Annotated in this window: 13 protein-coding genes, 1 other RNA gene and 3 pseudogenes; 7 read left to right on the forward strand and 10 right to left on the reverse strand. The window is 33.8% G+C overall.

The genetic code is table 11. From position 1 onward, the window contains the following. The 3 genes from ON07_RS06750 to ON07_RS06760 all read right to left on the reverse strand — a co-directional run. Positions 1–2,967, reverse strand: a 2,967-nt coding sequence (locus tag ON07_RS06750) for a DUF11 domain-containing protein (protein WP_010229354.1), incomplete at its 3' end; no start/stop codon positions are given. A 35-nt stretch (positions 2,968–3,002) separates the two neighbouring features. Continuing rightward, on the reverse strand, positions 3,003–3,512 hold the full coding sequence (locus tag ON07_RS06755; protein ID WP_010229356.1) for a hypothetical protein: 510 nt from the start codon (positions 3,510–3,512) through the stop codon (positions 3,003–3,005). A gap of 484 nt (positions 3,513–3,996) precedes the next feature. Further along, a complete protein-coding gene (locus tag ON07_RS06760; protein WP_155807165.1) occupies positions 3,997–4,335 on the reverse strand; it encodes a hypothetical protein in 339 nt (112 codons plus the stop codon). 464 nt (positions 4,336–4,799) lie between these two features. On the opposite strand from ON07_RS06760, the gene pdxH reads away from it, so the two are divergent. From pdxH to ON07_RS06780, 4 genes and pseudogenes are all read left to right on the forward strand, one after another. Beyond that, positions 4,800–5,444 carry a pyridoxamine 5'-phosphate oxidase gene (gene pdxH, locus ON07_RS06765; RefSeq protein WP_029331627.1) on the forward strand — a complete coding sequence of 215 codons (645 nt, stop codon included), beginning with the start codon at positions 4,800–4,802 and terminating at the stop codon, positions 5,442–5,444. A gap of 2 nt (positions 5,445–5,446) precedes the next feature. Next, a complete protein-coding gene (locus ON07_RS06770; protein WP_010229361.1) occupies positions 5,447–5,932 on the forward strand; it encodes a SixA phosphatase family protein in 486 nt (161 codons plus the stop codon). A gap of 5 nt (positions 5,933–5,937) precedes the next feature. Continuing rightward, positions 5,938–8,041, forward strand: a pseudogene (gene ppk1, locus ON07_RS14775) (polyphosphate kinase 1). Continuing rightward, a complete protein-coding gene (locus ON07_RS06780; RefSeq protein WP_010229364.1) occupies positions 8,038–8,928 on the forward strand; it encodes a Ppx/GppA phosphatase family protein in 891 nt (296 codons plus the stop codon). The pseudogene ppk1 and the gene ON07_RS06780 overlap by 4 nt, the downstream one beginning before the upstream one ends. Positions 8,929–8,967: 39 nt before the next feature. Here ON07_RS06780 and miaE read toward each other — a convergent pair whose 3' ends face one another. The 3 genes and pseudogenes from miaE to dnaX all read right to left on the reverse strand — a co-directional run. Beyond that, positions 8,968–9,549 carry a tRNA-(ms[2]io[6]A)-hydroxylase gene (miaE, locus tag ON07_RS06785; RefSeq protein ID WP_010229367.1) on the reverse strand — a complete coding sequence of 194 codons (582 nt, stop codon included), beginning with the start codon at positions 9,547–9,549 and terminating at the stop codon, positions 8,968–8,970. 2 nt (positions 9,550–9,551) lie between these two features. After that, a complete protein-coding gene (locus ON07_RS17035) occupies positions 9,552–9,821 on the reverse strand; it encodes a hypothetical protein (protein ID WP_029331629.1) in 270 nt (89 codons plus the stop codon). A gap of 15 nt (positions 9,822–9,836) precedes the next feature. Beyond that, positions 9,837–11,405, reverse strand: a pseudogene (gene dnaX, locus ON07_RS17045) (DNA polymerase III subunit gamma/tau); the annotation flags it as partial. A gap of 149 nt (positions 11,406–11,554) precedes the next feature. Here dnaX and rnpB point away from each other — a divergent pair. Then, positions 11,555–11,857: RNase P RNA component class A (rnpB, locus tag ON07_RS15920), an RNA gene on the forward strand. Here the strand turns inward: rnpB and ON07_RS06805 are convergent. The 4 genes and pseudogenes from ON07_RS06805 to ON07_RS17920 all read right to left on the reverse strand — a co-directional run bounded on the left by ON07_RS06805 (position 11,857) and on the right by ON07_RS17920 (position 14,229). Next, on the reverse strand, positions 11,857–12,231 hold the full coding sequence (locus ON07_RS06805; RefSeq protein WP_010229371.1) for a hypothetical protein: 375 nt from the start codon (positions 12,229–12,231) through the stop codon (positions 11,857–11,859). The genes rnpB and ON07_RS06805 overlap by 1 nt on opposite strands. Then, a complete protein-coding gene (locus ON07_RS06810) occupies positions 12,228–12,776 on the reverse strand; it encodes an RsmD family RNA methyltransferase (protein WP_010229373.1) in 549 nt (182 codons plus the stop codon). Before ON07_RS06810 ends, ON07_RS06805 begins: the two co-directional genes overlap by 4 nt. Then, positions 12,767–13,594, reverse strand: coding sequence for a DUF3822 family protein (locus tag ON07_RS06815; protein WP_010229377.1), 828 nt, complete (start codon positions 13,592–13,594; stop codon positions 12,767–12,769). The genes ON07_RS06810 and ON07_RS06815 overlap by 10 nt, the downstream gene beginning before the upstream one ends. After that, a pseudogene (locus ON07_RS17920) lies at positions 13,584–14,229 on the reverse strand (hypothetical protein). The gene ON07_RS06815 and the pseudogene ON07_RS17920 overlap by 11 nt, the downstream one beginning before the upstream one ends. Positions 14,230–14,344: 115 nt before the next feature. On the opposite strand from ON07_RS17920, the gene ON07_RS06825 reads away from it, so the two are divergent. Beyond that, positions 14,345–15,781 (forward strand): ATP-dependent DNA helicase, encoded by a 1,437-nt coding sequence (locus tag ON07_RS06825; protein WP_010229379.1) that lies wholly within the window; start codon positions 14,345–14,347, stop codon positions 15,779–15,781. 138 nt (positions 15,782–15,919) lie between these two features. Then, positions 15,920–16,672 carry a 3-deoxy-manno-octulosonate cytidylyltransferase gene (gene kdsB / locus ON07_RS06830; RefSeq protein WP_010229382.1) on the forward strand — a complete coding sequence of 251 codons (753 nt, stop codon included), beginning with the start codon at positions 15,920–15,922 and terminating at the stop codon, positions 16,670–16,672. Positions 16,673–16,752: the final 80 nt, after the last annotated feature.

Consider the following 16,752-nt stretch of genomic DNA (forward strand, 5'->3'; position numbering starts at 1 on the left):
ACCACATACTCCGGCATCTGTATCAACTTCGATATCCTTCATTTCTGAAAGCTTTGGATCTTCCGTATCTGGAATGGCAATTAATTCAATTTCTATAGGAGATGAAATACAGTCACCATTAATATACCTTGCATAAATAAAATATTTTTTTGGAGCTAAGTTGTTGAAATTAGCACTTGTTTGATAATTAACTCCATCAATACTGAATTCTACTCCTTCAGTTATAACTAATGAAATAGATCCATTTCGAAGACTACAAGAAGTATTTATAGAAGAGTCTAATATAGGAGCTTCTGGAGTTGGGTTGATAGTTAAATTAAGTGCTGCAGTATTTGTACAACCTGCTTTATTCTTACTTTCAAAAGTATAGATACCGGTTTCGGTGTATTCTTTTCCGTTCCAAGTGAAGCTATCGCATGCAGTTTTACTTTCTTGAGATGTAGTACTGTTATTGATTGTTAAATTAAGTGTTGCAGTATTTGTACAACCCGCATCATTCTCACTTTTAAAAGTATAGATACCGGTTTCGGTGTATTCTTTTCCGTTCCAGGTGAAGCTATCACAAGCAGTTTTACTTTCTTGAGATGTAGTGCTTTTGGTGATAGTTACAATAAATGAATTCTGAGCATCTTCACAAGAACCAGAGCCTTTTGTAAATACATATATTGTTTGAGTTTCTGTGATCTCTGTTCCTACAGCGATTGGATCTACTCCGCCAGTTTTTGCAAAATAAGCTCCATTGGTAAGAGAAGGAAGTGTGTATGAATCACAACGTTCTACATTTGCAGGTCCATCTGCTATAGGATTAGGATTAACTTTAACTTTAACCGCAACTTTATTGGTGCTAATACAACTTGCTGAGGGTCCTTCAGCAACATAATAAGTAAATTCGCCTGCTATCTCTGTACTTGGAGTTAAAGAAGGAGTAGGTGTTGTAGAGTCATTTGTGGTATAATAAAATAATTTGTACCCTATTTTACTTGCTGTGGCAACTAATGGCACTGCTTCATCATTTATACAATATTCCAAGTTTGTAGTTATAGGAACAGAAGTAATGTTATCCACTATTATATCAAAAGCTATATAACAATCTTGAGAACCTGGAACAATTGCAAAGTAATTGCTCGTACCAGCTGTCTTAGGAAAAGGGTTATTGATAGTATATTCTATAGAGTTTTCCTCTATAGGATAACTGTTATAGAATCTAGTTCCAGAAGGAAATGCTGAATTTATCTCGGTAACTGCAATTGGATTTGATCTATTGCAATAATTGAAAACTCGCTTATCTGGAGTATTCTGGCAATTATTTTCAATAAATATTTTAGCATTTATAGTGGTCTTTAGAGGTGCGGTGATAGGTTTACCATCACAGGTTTCATCATCTGAATAACCTTGAATAAGGTCTTTATCATTTACTGAGATATTTGTTATCTCACCTATTCCACTCAAATTTCCTCTGAAAGTTATGTTGTTACCATCCCCGCAAATTGAATTCTTTAAAATTGTACAATCTTCGGTAACTTTAAATTTAAGTTTTAGATCGCCCAATACAGCATTTGTATTAGCACCAACTGGTAGGGTGCCAATATTCCAAATAATAGAACCAGTTGCACCTAAGGATGGATCATAGGAAATAGAATTTGGGGTAGGATTTGGACTAAAATAAATATTTCTTGTAGCGCTATTCTCTACATACGAAACGTTATAAGGAAGAGGAATTACAAGCTTCGCATTCTTAATTGGCTCATTACCTTTATTTTTAATTTCAACTTTATAGGTAATTTCATCCCCTGGAAGTGCCTCGGAGGAGGCGTTAGGAGAATTATTTCCATTAATACTTGTAATAGAACTAACACCCTCTATATTTGGCTTATAGGCATTTACAGACATAACCATGTTAAAGATCACATAGGTATCCTGAGTAGAACCATATCTAAATTTTGTTTTAGTTTGTTTATTTGCGATTATAGAATTATCCGGATTCGGAATGTTTAGAACGTTAATATCTAAACCTGTATTATTTACTAATGAAGGCCAACGAGTCCCTGTAGTGGAAATGGAAGAATTGAAAAAGTTACTTTTGGTAGTATTGCTATGGCTAAGGCGTTCCCAAGACGATCCGTTCAATTTTTGAATCTCAAAATAGTCACCAGAAATACCTCTGTCTCCTTCACCAGCCATTAAACCTAATTTCATATTTATGGGGCCAGATTGAGCTGTATTAAACCCATCAACATCAATCACGTAACTTTCTGTTACTTGACCTTTAACATATGCATATCCATCATAAACACTAATATCTCTAAGATTCATTTGGGGGTTACTATAAATTACGACCATTCCCCAACCACCGTAATAACCGGTAGAACCTCCATTACCTTCTGAAGTTTCAATATCTGCTACCCAATATTCCCCAGAACCACTATTATTAACAAGATCTGTTACTTCGGCATATCCTACATACATATTATTATCACCTGGAAATTTAATATCTGTAGCTGTAGCAGTGAATTCCTGATAAGCTGTATTTTTTGGTCCTTTTAATTTAATTTTTCGCTTTGAACTTGTGTTATCACTATCTTTTGTTCTTGCTGTCCAATAAAGGCCGGCGTAAATTATTTCAGAACAATTTGTAGAAGCATTGTTCTCTGTAGAGAATAATAACTGCGCAGATGAAGAATTGGTTGTATTAAGATCGTCATCTTCATCAACTCTACGCATTAAGTTGTTACTATTATTTTTATCATCATCATAGGCAATTAAGGTCATATTAGTATTTCCAATCATCGCAAAATCTCCATTAACACTATAGATCTTTTTTTCAGGAGAAGTGATAGAAGTTCTTTGATTAAAGTCTGTTCTAACCTGAGCCTTAGTGTTTGAGATAGTTCCAAAGATTATGAAGAGCATAATTACATATGCTCTCACCATCATTATTTCAGCATTTATAGAGTAATTTTTTTTCATAAGTAGCAGTATTATAGTAAAATGTTTATTCGTAATTATTCAGGAATGGAAGCAGAATAAAGAAGTGTGGTTCCTAAAGGCATGCCTTGTGATATATTCTCAATTTTAGACTTAGAACAATTAAAAGGACATAAGAAATAAACATATTTAAGATTATTGAAGCCTTGTATTTTTGAAAAATCAAGCGAAGTATTCAATTGATCCTCAGAATCCAGTTTTATTACAAGCAATTCAACTTTATTAAATTGTGCATTTGATGTTGAAAGTATATTAAAAGAGTTATATAATAATTCAGCTTTTAAGGGAGGTTGCTCACCAAAAACTTTTATCTCACTATTTTCTATAACTACGGTAGAAACAAGATTATAGGCCAAAACCTGTAATGGTGTGGAAAGTGGCTGGCTACTCTTTGTTTTTAGAGAGGATTTATTATTTGAAGTCTGGGAGATATATTCATCTAATTCAAAAGCAGTGGTATTTTGAGCATCTACAGCACAAAAACTTAATAATGAAATAAATAATGCGAGAGTAATTTTCTTAATCATAGTATACACTTTTAAATGAGTAATAATTTTTTATGAGATATACCATTTTTTATATAAGAAATGGATGATCAAAACGATAAATTAAATTTTGTAACTCTTAAAGTGATTTTGCTTGGGGCTTAATCACAATTAGTTCTTAGGGCTGAACAAATAGTAATTAATACTGAAGATTTTGTTGGGGGAATCTTTTTAAACAAATTGATTTGAGGCAACTTGTGTAGGTATTAATTATGAAGTAAATTTATCACATTAGTGTATTAAAAAAAGAAATCGACAATTTTTTAGATAAAATACCTTTTTTAAGGTATTAAATACATATAAGGCTTGTGTGAAATACTAGTTTTCACCTATTTTAAATCAATTTTTTGTAGTAATTAGAGACGAAATTTTTAAAATCAATGGGGGGTTTACCCTATTTTTGAACTTAATTCAACTAATAAATGCTATCCAGGCTGGATAGCATTTATTAGTATTTTAGACGCTATTATCTTCTTTCGTACATCAATAATCTATGGTTATTTCCCTCAATTAAAGGGAATTTTTTTAAGTCTATTTCGTAAATCCAGCCATCATCTACAATATTAAAAACATCATACTCAGAATCTACAGTATATCCCAAATATTTTCTTGCATAATTTAACCAGGTTTGATAGGTTGGAACATCCATTACCTTATCATTAGCCTGGACAATTAAGAAATCCCCTTCTATCGTAATTTGAAATTTCGCATTTGTATTGTTTTTAATTTTTCCAATATCTAACCAATTACCTTCGTCCATCTCGAATAAGGTTATACTGTTAAGATCTTTTGGATTGAAATCCACAGCATAAACATTATGATTACGACTATAATTATCCCTGTCTAATAAACCAGGTACTGAGCAACTAGTTAAAGAAGTAATAAAAAAAGTAATCAGTATAAATTTTATGAGAGAAAAACTAGTCAATTTAGATGAGACTAAACTAATATTACTAATGTTGATCATGAGTAGCTACTTTAAAATAATTGCTTAATAAAAATTCTAAGAGTAGGTTAAAGATTAAAGACTTTGGGATAAACTTTAATCTACGGTAAACATAGGTATATGAATACTGAGACCCTAATTTAATAGATGTAAGTGCAAATATATTAGCTGAAATGCAAGTCGTTAAGTGGTGTTAGAGATTTTTGTTTTAGTTATTAACATTTTGGGATAAGCTTAAGACTTAATTAAACTTTATTTTAAAGTTTTAATTGGAGGTGAAGGTATTATCTGCAAATCTTGTAAATTGCATAAAAGCGCATAGAATGAGTAAAAATTTAGCCGATTACCGCAGGAATTATAGTAAAGGGGAGTTGTTAGAAGGGTCCATCTCGAAAGATCCTTTTTTTCAATTTAAAACCTGGTTTGAAGAGATGGAGGCAGCAAAATTTTCTTCAGAAGTGAATGCTATGGGCGTTTCCAGTATTGGTTTGGACGGGTTTCCGAAGAATAGAATCGTGCTTTTAAAAGAATACACCGAGGAGGGTTTTATTTTCTATACAAATTACGGTTCAGAAAAGGCACAAGCACTTGTTGAAAATTCAAATACTTGCTTGTCATTTTTTTGGCCGGAATTGGAAAGGCAGGTTATAATAAAAGGAGTTGCTGAGAAATCTTCAGAAGAAAAAGCACATACTTATTTTAATTCCCGGCCAAGAGAAAGCCAATTGGGAGCCTGGGCATCGCATCAAAGCTCGGAAATTGCATCAAGGGAAGTTTTGGATAAAACTCTGAGAGAATTAACTTTAGAATTTCAAGGTAAACCCGTTCCAAAACCCGATTTTTGGGGTGGATTTCTTGTAAAGCCTATAAGCTTTGAATTTTGGCAAGGAAGACCTAATAGATTGCATGACCGTATTTTATATACGAAAGTAGGAAAAAACTGGAGTTTTAAACGTTTAGCACCATAATTATGAAAAGGCTCATATTAATTAGACACGGGAAATCTGCGTGGGATCAAAATTTGCCAGACGAAAAGAGGCCTCTTAAGAAAAGAGGTGAGAGAGATGGTTCGTTAGTAGCTAAATCTTTTTCGGCAACTTTTCAGAAACCTGTAACGGTTTGGTCTAGCCCAGCAGTTAGGGCTTTAACGACAGCAAAAATTTTTAAAAAAGAACTAGATATTGAAGATCAAGATTTCAACGTGAAATCTTCCCTTTATACTTTTAATAGTGGAGATCTGTATTCGCAAATTCAAAATTGTGATCCGGAAATAGATACTTTAATGGTCTTCGGGCATAATCCTGCAATGACCAATCTTGTAAATAATCTTGGCGATTCTCATGTAGATAATGTACCTACAACAGGATTAACAGTAATAGATTTTACAACGAATAGCTGGGAAAACCTCAAAAACGGAAAAACTATTTTAAGTTTATTCCCTAAAAATTTACGATAAAATTAATGGGTAACAACCAATATATTAATAGGGAGCTAAGTTGGCTTCAGTTTAATGCACGTGTACTTCAAGAAGCGGAAGATGAATCTGTCCCTCTTATTGAAAGGCTAAGATTTCTTGGGATTTTTTCAAATAATCTGGATGAATTCTTTAAAGTACGCTATGCTACAATTAAGCGAATAGATCTTGCAGGGAAAAGTGCGAAAAGTATTTTAGGTGGAATAAAAGCTAGTAAACTGCTAGAGGAAATCACTCAGATTGTTATAGAACAACAGTCAGAAAGTTTGCAGGTACTTCATAGCATTCAGGAACAACTGAAGGATCATAATATTTATATTATTAATGAAAATCAGGTTTCAGAATCCCAGGAAGCCTTTATAAAAAACTATTTTCTTTCAAAAGTTAGCCCCGCATTAGTTACCATCATATTGAACGACTTGGTGGATATCCCTAGTTTAAAGGATAGTGCAGCTTATTTGGCAGTTAAAATGGTAATGAAAGAGGAAATCCCTCAGCAAGGAATTTCAAAATTATTAAATAGGCATATCCATGACAAGAAATATGTTCTAATCGAAATTCCTAGAAGCATAGATCGCTTTGTTGTACTGCCCAAAGAAGATGGAAAGCAATATATTATTCTGTTAGACGATCTTATAAGATTTAATCTGAAAACTATCTTTAACATTTTTGAATATGAAAGCGTTACTGCGCATATGATTAAGATTACTAGAGATGCTGAACTGGATATAGACAGTGACCTAAGTAAAAGTTTTATTGAAAAAATCACTTTAAGTGTACAAGACAGATTGAAGGGAGATCCCGTTCGATTTGTATATGATATGAATATTGGAGAAGATACCCTTGCATTTTTAATGGGTAAAATGGGAATTGACTCTACAGATAGTATTATTCCGGGAGGTAGATATCATAATAGAAGGGATTATATGAATTTCCCAAACCTAGGAAACGACAAATTGCTTTATCCGGCCATAGAACCATTGCCAATAAAAGGATTGGTGCTTCAAGGAAGTTTGCTAGGGATGATCGCAAAAAAGGATTATCTGCTTTATGCACCTTATCAAACCTTCGCTTACGTTGTGAAATTTTTACGTGAGGCTGCTTTAGATCCTATAGTAAGAAGCATTAAAATCACCATATATAGGCTTGCAAAGATTTCACATATTGCCAGTTCTCTTATAAATGCAGTGAAAAATGGAAAAAAAAGTAACTGTACAAATCGAGCTTAGAGCTAGATTCGATGAAGTTGCAAATATTAAGTATGCCGAGCAAATGCAAAAGGAAGGGGTGAATTTAATTTTTGGAGTTACAGGATTAAAGGTTCACTGCAAAACGTGCATTATTGAACGTGAGGAAAACCGAAAGCTTATTAAGTATGGTTTTATAAGTACCGGGAATTTCAATGAATCTACGTCTAAAATATATACAGATTATACCCTATTTACAGGGAATCAAGAAATATTGAAAGAAATAAATAAGGTATTCGATTTCTTTGAAATCAACTATAAGGTGAGTAGATATAAGCATTTATTGGTTTCGCCACATTATACTAAACTGGCTTTAATCAAGCTTATCACTACAGAAATCGAGAATGCTCAAAAAGGGAAAAAATCAGGAATTAAATTGAAACTCAACAGTCTGAGTGATTATACCTTGATAGATAAGCTGTATGATGCCAGTAGGGCTGGAGTGAAAATCCAATTAATTATACGTGGAATATGTTCCTTGATTCCGGGTGTGCCGGGAATGAGTGATAATATTGAAGCAATTAGTATTGTCGATAAATTCTTGGAGCACCCGAGAGTTTTTATTTTTGAGAATGACGGCAATCCAAAGGTCTATATTTCATCTGCAGATTGGATGTCTAGAAATATGGATTATAGAGTAGAAGTGTCTTGTCCTATTTATGATGAGGATATAAAAAAGGAGATCTTAGATACCTTTATGATTAGTTGGAATGATAATGTAAAAGCTCGGATTTTAAGTGCAAATCAGGATAATGCTTACAGGAAGAAAGAATTTCCTGCAGTACGTTCCCAATATGCACTCTACGAGTATTATGAACAAAAATTAGAAGAAGTAAAAGTTTGATTACACAACATAAATATGCAGCAATAGATATAGGGTCTAATGCGGTTAGGTTATTAATTTCAACAATAACAGAGCAGGAGGGAAGAGAACCTATATTCAAAAAGACATCCTTAGTAAGGGTGCCTATACGGTTGGGAGCAGATGTCTTTATGACTAAAATGATCTCTGAAGAAAATCAGTTGAGAATGATAGATACCATGAAGGCCTTTCATTTATTGATGAAATCTCATAAAATTGAAAAATATAAAGCCTGTGCGACCTCTGCAATGCGAGAGGCAGAAAATGGAGTTCAAATTGTTAATGAAGTTTTAGATAAAACCGGAGTAGAGATAGAAATTATAGATGGTAGCCACGAGGCAGCAATAATCGCGACTACAGATCTTAATTTGCTTATCCAGAGTGATAAAACCTATTTGTATGTGGATGTTGGAGGTGGTAGTACAGAATTCACGTTGTATTCCAACGGGGAAACCATTACATCTAGATCTTTTAAATTAGGAACAGTTAGATTGTTAAAAAATATTGTTGAACCAGACATCTGGGAAGAAGTCGAAACATGGGTAAAAACAGCAACTAAAGATTACAGTAGAATAGACTTAGTAGGATCTGGTGGAAACATTAATAATATTTTTAAAAGTAGTGGCAAAGCATTGGGTAAGCCGCTTAGTTTTCTATACCTGAGTTCTTATTATCAACTTTTGAATTCATTTACTTATGAAGAGCGGATTACAGAGTTGAATCTTAATGATGACCGCGCCGATGTAATTATCCCGGCAACTCGTATTTATTTATCTGCTATGAAATGGACGAAAGCAAGACGCATATATGTGCCTAAGATTGGATTGGCAGATGGGATTATAAAATCCTTATATCAAGAGAAAATATAAGCTTTATTAAGGTTTTAATTCATGAATAAATTTAATCTCTTAACCGTGAATGCTTTGATTCTTGCTCAAGCCTTTCATCACTTCCGCTTCGAACTCTAGTAAATCTTGCCATTTTTGGTCAACTTCTTTTCGGTCACCATATTGTCTGGCGAAGTTGAGAAAAAGTGTGTAATGATTTGCTTCGCTAACCATTAGGTTTCTGTAGAAATCTCTTAGCTCTTCTTCCTGTAATTTTTCTGAAAGCAATCTAAAACGTTCACAGCTTCTGGCTTCAATTAAAGCAGCAATTAAAAGTCTATGGACCAATTGTGTTACACGAGAACCACCTTTAGGGAAAAATTTAAGCAACTGTAAAACATATTCATCTTTACGATCTCGACCCATGATATAGCCTCTCTTCATCAATTTATCATGAACCATTTTAAAATGGCCCATTTCTTCTCTTGCTAAAGCTGTCATTTCTGAAACCAGATCGGAATATTCAGGGAAAGAAACGATTAAAGAAATTGCCGTAGAAGCTGCTTTTTGCTCGCAATAAGCATGATCTGTTAGAATTTCTTCTAAATTTTTCTCTGCGATAGATGCCCAACGGGGATCTGTAGGTAATTTTAAACCAAGCATACTTATATATCTAGATCAAATGTTTTGCGGAGCTTTTCCAATAATGGATTTTGCTCTTTCAACTTGTTAAATTTTTCCATGTCGGTAAATGCATACTTCTTTGCAACCTGCTCATTCACCTGAATCTCAAGCGTAATCAGTGTGTTTTGAAGTTTCTTTTTCAGAAAGCTCATTAAAGGATGCATATGTCTTTCTAGTTCATTTTTCATGGTATCTGCCGGTAACTCGATAGATATTACTTTCTCGCTTAGCTTCGGCATATCTGTTTCCATGATAGAAGCTAGAATTTTTTCACCTTTATTTTTTAGCCTGTGTATGTATTCATCCCAAGCTGCATGTAATTGTGTTTCATTGATAGGTTCATCTAAAACTTCACTTACAATAGCCTTTTCTCCATGTTTTTTGGCTAGAATTTCTTTTTTTCTGCCTGATACTTTTAATAGAAAGCCCGGAGACTTTTTTAGGCATTTCCTGTGTAGAAGTCGGACTTACTACTGCAGCCTGATTTTCTTTACTTTTCTCTTCAGATTTCGGAATGTCTGAAATAGCTTCAGTTGAAGAAGTGTCAATTTTGGAATCTGTTTCTTCAGATTCACTTGAAGGCACATCTATAATTGAAGTTTGTGTTGTATGTTCTTCTGAAGGAAGTGTCGCCGGTGCTCGGTGATTTCAGCATTTTTAGAAAATTCATTTTCTGAGATCACTTTTTTTGCTTCCGAAGGAATTGAAACAGGAGCAACTTTGTTATTTTTAAAATGTTCAGGAGCAATTATGAAGGGCTCAGACTTTTTTTTTTCTCCATCAAAATTGATAGAGGCAAGCTGCATAAGGCATAATTCAACCAATAACCGCTGATTCCGACTTGCTTTGTATTTAAGATCACAATCGTTAGCCAGTTCTATTCCCTTCAGTAAAAAAGAATGAGAGGTTTGCTGAGATTGCTTAAAATAATTGGCTTTTGCAGTTTCTCCTACTTCTAGAAGATCTATGGTTCTTTGGTCTTTACAAACTAAGAGATCTCTAAAATGTGAGGCTATTCCAGAAATAAAGTGATGTCCATCGAAACCGTGAGATAATATGGAATTAAAATCTACCAATAACTGCGGGATGTTATTATCTAAAATGAGCTGCGTAATATTTAGATAGGTCTCATAATCCAGCACATTAAGATTTTCTGTAACCGCTTGTCTGGTTAATTTTTTACCGGTAAAACTTACAACTCTATCATATATGGAAAGCGCATCACGCATAGCGCCATCTGCTTTTTGAGCAATAATATGTAAAGCTTCCTCCTCTGCTTCAACTCCTTGTTGTTCTGCAATATACCCAAGATAGTGTCTTGCGTCCTTTACAGTAATTCGCTTAAAATCGAATATCTGACAACGAGAAAGAATCGTAGGAATTATTTTATGCTTTTCTGTTGTGGCTAAGATGAAAATTGCATGCTTAGGCGGTTCTTCTAATGTCTTCAAAAAAGCATTAAAAGCAGAGGCAGATAACATATGCACCTCATCTATAATATACACTTTGTATTTTCCAACTTGCGGTGGAATCCTAACCTGATCTATCAGATTCCGAATATCATCTACAGAGTTATTGGAAGCAGCATCGAGCTCAAAAATATTAAAAGCAAAATCTTCATCTGGTTTTTGCGTGCCGTCATGATTAATCATTTTGGCAAGGATACGCGCACAGGTAGTTTTACCTACGCCTCGTGGTCCCGTAAAAAGTAAAGCTTGCGCTAAGTGATTGTGTTCTATGGCATTTAAAAGAGTGTTAGTAATGGCTTGTTGTCCCACAACATCCTTAAATGTTTGAGGGCGATATTTACGTGCCGATACAACAAAATGCTCCATAGATAAATTTTGAAAAACAAATATAGAAATACCATCCCGAAGATGTAAACCTATTGCTAGTTTTTTATCAAGAATATTAACTCATTTTTTCTAAAATTCTGCAGTGCTTTAATAATGCTAAATTTAAAATGCTACAGTATCTTTGCTGGAAAGTAGGCCACCTTATCGCTACACCCCCGGTGTAGAGGAAAGTCCGGACACCATAGAGCAGCATAGTGGATAACATCCACCGGTCGTGAGATTAGGACAAGTGCAACAGAAAGTATGTACAGGTAATGCTGTAGTGAAAACAGGTAAACTCTATGCGGTGCAATGCCATGTATACCGGCATTTAAGGGTTGCTCGCCCGTTGCTGGAGGGTAGGCAGCTAGAGATTTTTGGCAACAAAAATTGGAGATAAATGATAAGGATCCCTAGGGAGACAGAATCCGGCTTATCGGCCTACTTTTTTTTATAAAATCTTCGTTTTTGCCCACTTAACGGCATCTTTTAATTCTAGGAAAATCTCAAATGGAATTTTTGAAAATTGCTTTTCAAATTGGGCCATATTAAGGGAAGATGCTTTATCGCTTACAATTGCAATCCCTTTTAGATTTGGCACTTTTACAAGTTGAAGATAAATTGTTGGATTTACATTATAATTATGGATGCGTCTGGAAATATAAACAAAGGGTTTATCCAGAAAATATTCAGAGCAAACAGCTATTAGATTATCTATTTGTTCTAAACTAAAAACAGTTCCTTCTTTCATTTTAGATTCTACAAAATTTTCATGAAAATCTAAGGTCGTGTAATCTAAATCTATAGTTTTTAAGATTAGGCTCATTCTACAGGAGTGGTTTTAAAAAAGCTAAAAACGGAATTTCCATATCTTCTGTCTACATCAAAATTTTGAAAGCCAGAGAGTTTTGAATATTTGGAATGCTCCACTATAAGTACGCCATCTTTATTCAAGAGTTCTTTTTCGAAAACAAGATCTACGATATTTTGAAACTGATTATCATCGAAATTGTAAGGAGGATCGGCAAATATAATATCCGCCTTTATGGGAGCTCTCTCTAAGTACTTAAAAACATCACTTTTAATTGGAGTAATATCCAGCTCCAATTCCAAACTTGTCTTTTTAATGAATTTAATACAATCCATATTTTCATCTACAGAAGTTACAGATATAGCACCTCTGGAAGCAAATTCGTATGAAATATTTCCGGAACCGGAAAATAATTCCAAAACGTGTAATTGCTTAAAATGAAAGCTATTGTTTAAAATATTAAACAAGCCTTCTTTAGCCATATCGGTAGTTGGTCTTACAGGTAATTTTTTAGGAGCCGTAATTCTTCTTCCTTTATGTTGGCCAGATATTATTCGCATTTAAGGGTTTTTAAAAGAGAAAAAGCTTCTCTATGAAATGTTTCAGATTGTTCCAAGTCGGATGTTAAATCAAAGGCAGGGATCAAGAAATCGATATTTTTCACATAGGTATAGACTATGTTGAAGTTATCTGAATCTTTTGAAATATCTCCTAAAAGCCAAAGATTGAATACTGAAGGATCTATTTTTAATTGCTCAGCAGTAAACAGCAGGTAATAGATAAAATCTTCTTTCGTTTCGTACTGAAAAGTATTTGCAAGCAGCAGCTTGTTATTCTTCACGATAACAAGGTCATAATAACCAGAATAGTCATTTAAATAAACTTGTGCATTTTTACTGTCGTTGCTCTTTGCCAACACTGCTTCAATTAGAACAGTGATATTATGTTTAAACTCGAATTCCCCATACTTATCAAAGAAAAAATTATTGATATTGGTGTATGGAATATAAACATTCACGAGATCGTGAGATATTATATCATGTGCCACGACATCGGTTTTTAAAATCTTGGTGTTGAATTTTAAATAGGTGGAAGCTTCTTCTTCAATAAAAAATGGTTCAGGAACTAGTGTAAATAAGTTATTCGAAAAAAGAACTAATACTTCTTGAAACTCATTTTGAAGATTAGGCTCTTCAGAATACCATTTTTCAATTTCTTTTAAGATCTTAACAGGGCTTTGCTCTTTCCCGAGATCGATTTTTTTATACCAAGTTATTTTATTGTGTGTACAATTTAGAACGCAAAAAGAAAATCCATTCAGGCGAACCTGAATGGACATCTTAAATATATCTTTTGTTTCGTTCTTATTAATTGTCATAAGCTGTTGGCCAGTTCCCTTCAGTCTTAATCTCTGTCATGGAACCAACTGTAATAAATGGTCCGTTTACACCATCTACGGAAACAACTTGGTTCTCTGCCATTATAAGATCTTTATCTTGGTCATGTAAAATCACCTTTTTAGCAACTTTTGCTTCGAATACAGGAATTTTATTATCATTCTTAAGAATTGTTCCTGCATCCATTGTAAACTTAGCGTCTACATCTTCAATTGGAACTATCATCATATCTTTATATCTGGTAGAATTTTTGAATAAAGAATCTTTAACTGAAGCCGTCCCTAAGGTGTCTACAAGTATGATATCTTTATATTGATCTACTCCATATGCTTTTTTTGTATTCTTCATCTAAAACGGTAGAATCTCTTCTTTGAGTTAAAGTGAATTCAGCAGTATCAATAAATCGTATTAATTTATCAAAATCTTTCTCAAAAGTTCCGGTAATTTCTTGATGCGCTAATTGTGCAGTACGAATGTCTTTAAGTCGATCAATTACTTTGGCGTAACGTTTCTCTTTAACTTTATTAAATTGAATTGGCTCATACACTGCGTTAAACACCATGTATCCCAAGAAGATGATCACAATCCAAAGGACTAATTGAATGACAAGTTTCATGCGGTTGACTTTTTTAAGTTATTAGAGTTCCTCGCAAATCTACAATTTTTTTTTTATTCGTAAAAGTTTCTGCCCTAAAAATCCATTGTTATCTTTGAGAATTGCAAGATAGCCTATGGAAACGATTACACCCGATAAATTTTATAAACTGTTAATCAACGAGTTAGGGTTTTCGGCAAAATTTAAACAAGATATAGCATTACAACAATTAGCTGCTTATGTGGTAAATCCAACGCCAAATTCGTTGTTTTTACTGAAAGGATTTGCCGGAACTGGTAAAACTACCATCATAAGTTCCCTTGTAAAAAACCTCTGGAAGATAAAAAGAGCGGGTATTTTGTTAGCGCCAACAGGAAGAGCTGCAAAAGTGATTTCCTTATACTCTAATCAAGAAGCACAGACAATTCATAAAAAGATCTATTTTCCTAAGAAAACAGGTGGAGCAGGAGTACAGTTTGTTTTACAACCAAATAAGCATAAGAATGCGGTATTTATAGTAGATGAAGCCTCTATGATTCCAGATGAAGATCAGGATTCCAAACTATTCGAAAATAAAGGATTACTCTCAGATCTTATACAATATGTAGACTCGGGCAAGAATTGCCAGTTGATCTTTATTGGGGATACTGCGCAATTACCTCCAGTAAAGTTGGATTTAAGCCCTGCCCTGATGGAACAGTCTTTAGGTTTAGATTACGATAAAGAAGTAATTCATATAGAATTAGATGAAGTAGTAAGGCAGAGTGAAGAAAGTGATATTCTTTTGAATGCCACAAGAATTCGGGAAGCTTTGGCTGAAGAATTTTATGAATTCTTCAAGTTTAAACTAACTTCAAAGGCAGATCTGGTAAGACTAATGGATGGCGATGAGATTTTGGATGCCATTCAGGATTCGTATGATAATCTTGGTCATGAAGACACCAGCATTATTGTTCGTTCTAATAAACGCGCCAATCAATACAATCAACAAATTCGATCTAGGATTCTGTTTCAGGAAGAAGAAATCTCTTCAGGAGATTATTTAATGGTGGTTAAGAATAACTATTTTTGGATTAAACCTACTTCCGAAGCTGGTTTTATAGCAAATGGGGATATTGTGAAGGTGTTGGAGATCTTTGCTATTAAAGAGTTGTACGGATTTCGTTTTGCTGAAGTAAAAGTGCAAATGGTAGATTACCCAAAAATGGCTCCTTTTGAAACTGTCGTAATTTTAGATACCTTAGAAAGCAACACGCCTTCGTTAACGTATGATGACAGTAATAGACTTTATCAAGAAGTGATGAAAGATTACGAAGACGAAACTTCTAAATACAAGAAGTTTTTGAAGGTTAAGAATAACAAGTTTTTTAATGCGCTTCAAATTAAATTCTCTTATGCGATGACTTGTCATAAATCTCAAGGTGGGCAATGGCATACAGTTTTTATTGAGCAGCCATACTTGCCTAATGGGGTGGATAAAGATTATCTTAGATGGCTGTATACTGCCGTAACTCGAGCAAGTGATAAGCTTTATTTAATAGGTTTTAAAGACGATTTTTTTACTGAAAATTAGAATTGAAAAGCGTTATTGTAGACTTTCTCGTTACAACGAATTAATTATAATATCGAGCGTCCCGATATTTATCGGGATCGAGATGCTAATCGAAGTTTTATTATATAATTGAATAAATAGATATTGAAATTTTAGAGAATGAAAAACAATGACTCATTACGAATAATAGCAATGATTCCTGCAAGATTCGAAGCATCACGATTTCCAGGAAAATTAATGGAAGATCTTAATGGAAAAACTGTGATAAGAAGAACCTATGAAGCAGCACTAAATACCAATTTATTTGATGAAGTTTATGTGGTGACCGATAGTGATCTGATTCACGATGAAATTATAAGTCATGGTGGAAAAAGTATAAAAAGCACCAAAGAGCATGAATGTGGAAGCGATAGAATTGCTGAAGCTGTAATGAATATGCAGGTGGATATTGTTGTAAATGTGCAAGGAGACGAGCCTCTTATAGATGAAGAAAGTCTACGCAAACTTTTAGAAGTGTTTAGTAATGACCCAGAAAAGACTATCGATTTAGCCTCTTTGAAAACTCAGATGATGGATAGCGAGGAGATTTCTAATCCAAATAATGTAAAAGTGATCACCAATAAAGATAATCTTGCACTTTACTTTTCTAGATTTCCGTTGCCCTATCCTCGAGAAACAAACTCAGGAGTTACTTATTTTAAACATATTGGAGTTTATGCCTTCAGAAAAGAAGCCCTTATGGATTTTTATAGTTTGCCAATGCTGGAATTAGAAGCTACTGAAAAAATAGAATGCATACGATATCTGGAATATGGGAAAAACATTAAAATGGTAGAAACTAATTTTAAAGGTATTGGGATAGATACTCCGGAAGACCTTGAAAAGGCTCGAAAATTATTTAAAGCTGAATAATTTTGGGTTAAATTAGGTCTTGCTGCTAAACGATATTTGGCTTAGAAGTTAAAAAAAAAGATTAAAATATTACCGTCATG

The organism is Gillisia marina (assembly GCF_000258765.1).
In the GTDB taxonomy this organism is placed as follows: domain Bacteria; phylum Bacteroidota; class Bacteroidia; order Flavobacteriales; family Flavobacteriaceae; genus Gillisia; species Gillisia marina.

Excerpts from the sequence above, each read along its gene's own strand:
- miaE (WP_010229367.1), bottom strand. The coding sequence starts at position 9,549 with ATGCTTGGTTTAAAATTACCTACAGATCCCCGTTGGGCATCTATCGCA.
- ON07_RS06755 (WP_010229356.1), bottom strand. The coding sequence starts at position 3,512 with ATGATTAAGAAAATTACTCTCGCATTATTTATTTCATTATTAAGTTTT.
- ON07_RS06810 (WP_010229373.1), bottom strand. The coding sequence starts at position 12,776 with ATGCGAATAATATCTGGCCAACATAAAGGAAGAAGAATTACGGCTCCT.
- ON07_RS06805 (WP_010229371.1), bottom strand. The coding sequence starts at position 12,231 with ATGAGCCTAATCTTAAAAACTATAGATTTAGATTACACGACCTTAGAT.
- ON07_RS06825 (WP_010229379.1), top strand. The coding sequence starts at position 14,345 with ATGGAAACGATTACACCCGATAAATTTTATAAACTGTTAATCAACGAG.
- kdsB (WP_010229382.1), top strand. The coding sequence starts at position 15,920 with ATGAAAAACAATGACTCATTACGAATAATAGCAATGATTCCTGCAAGA.
- ON07_RS17035 (WP_029331629.1), bottom strand. The coding sequence starts at position 9,821 with ATGGAAACAGATATGCCGAAGCTAAGCGAGAAAGTAATATCTATCGAG.
- pdxH (WP_029331627.1), top strand. The coding sequence starts at position 4,800 with ATGAGTAAAAATTTAGCCGATTACCGCAGGAATTATAGTAAAGGGGAG.
- ON07_RS06815 (WP_010229377.1), bottom strand. The coding sequence starts at position 13,594 with ATGACAATTAATAAGAACGAAACAAAAGATATATTTAAGATGTCCATT.
- ON07_RS06770 (WP_010229361.1), top strand. The coding sequence starts at position 5,447 with ATGAAAAGGCTCATATTAATTAGACACGGGAAATCTGCGTGGGATCAA.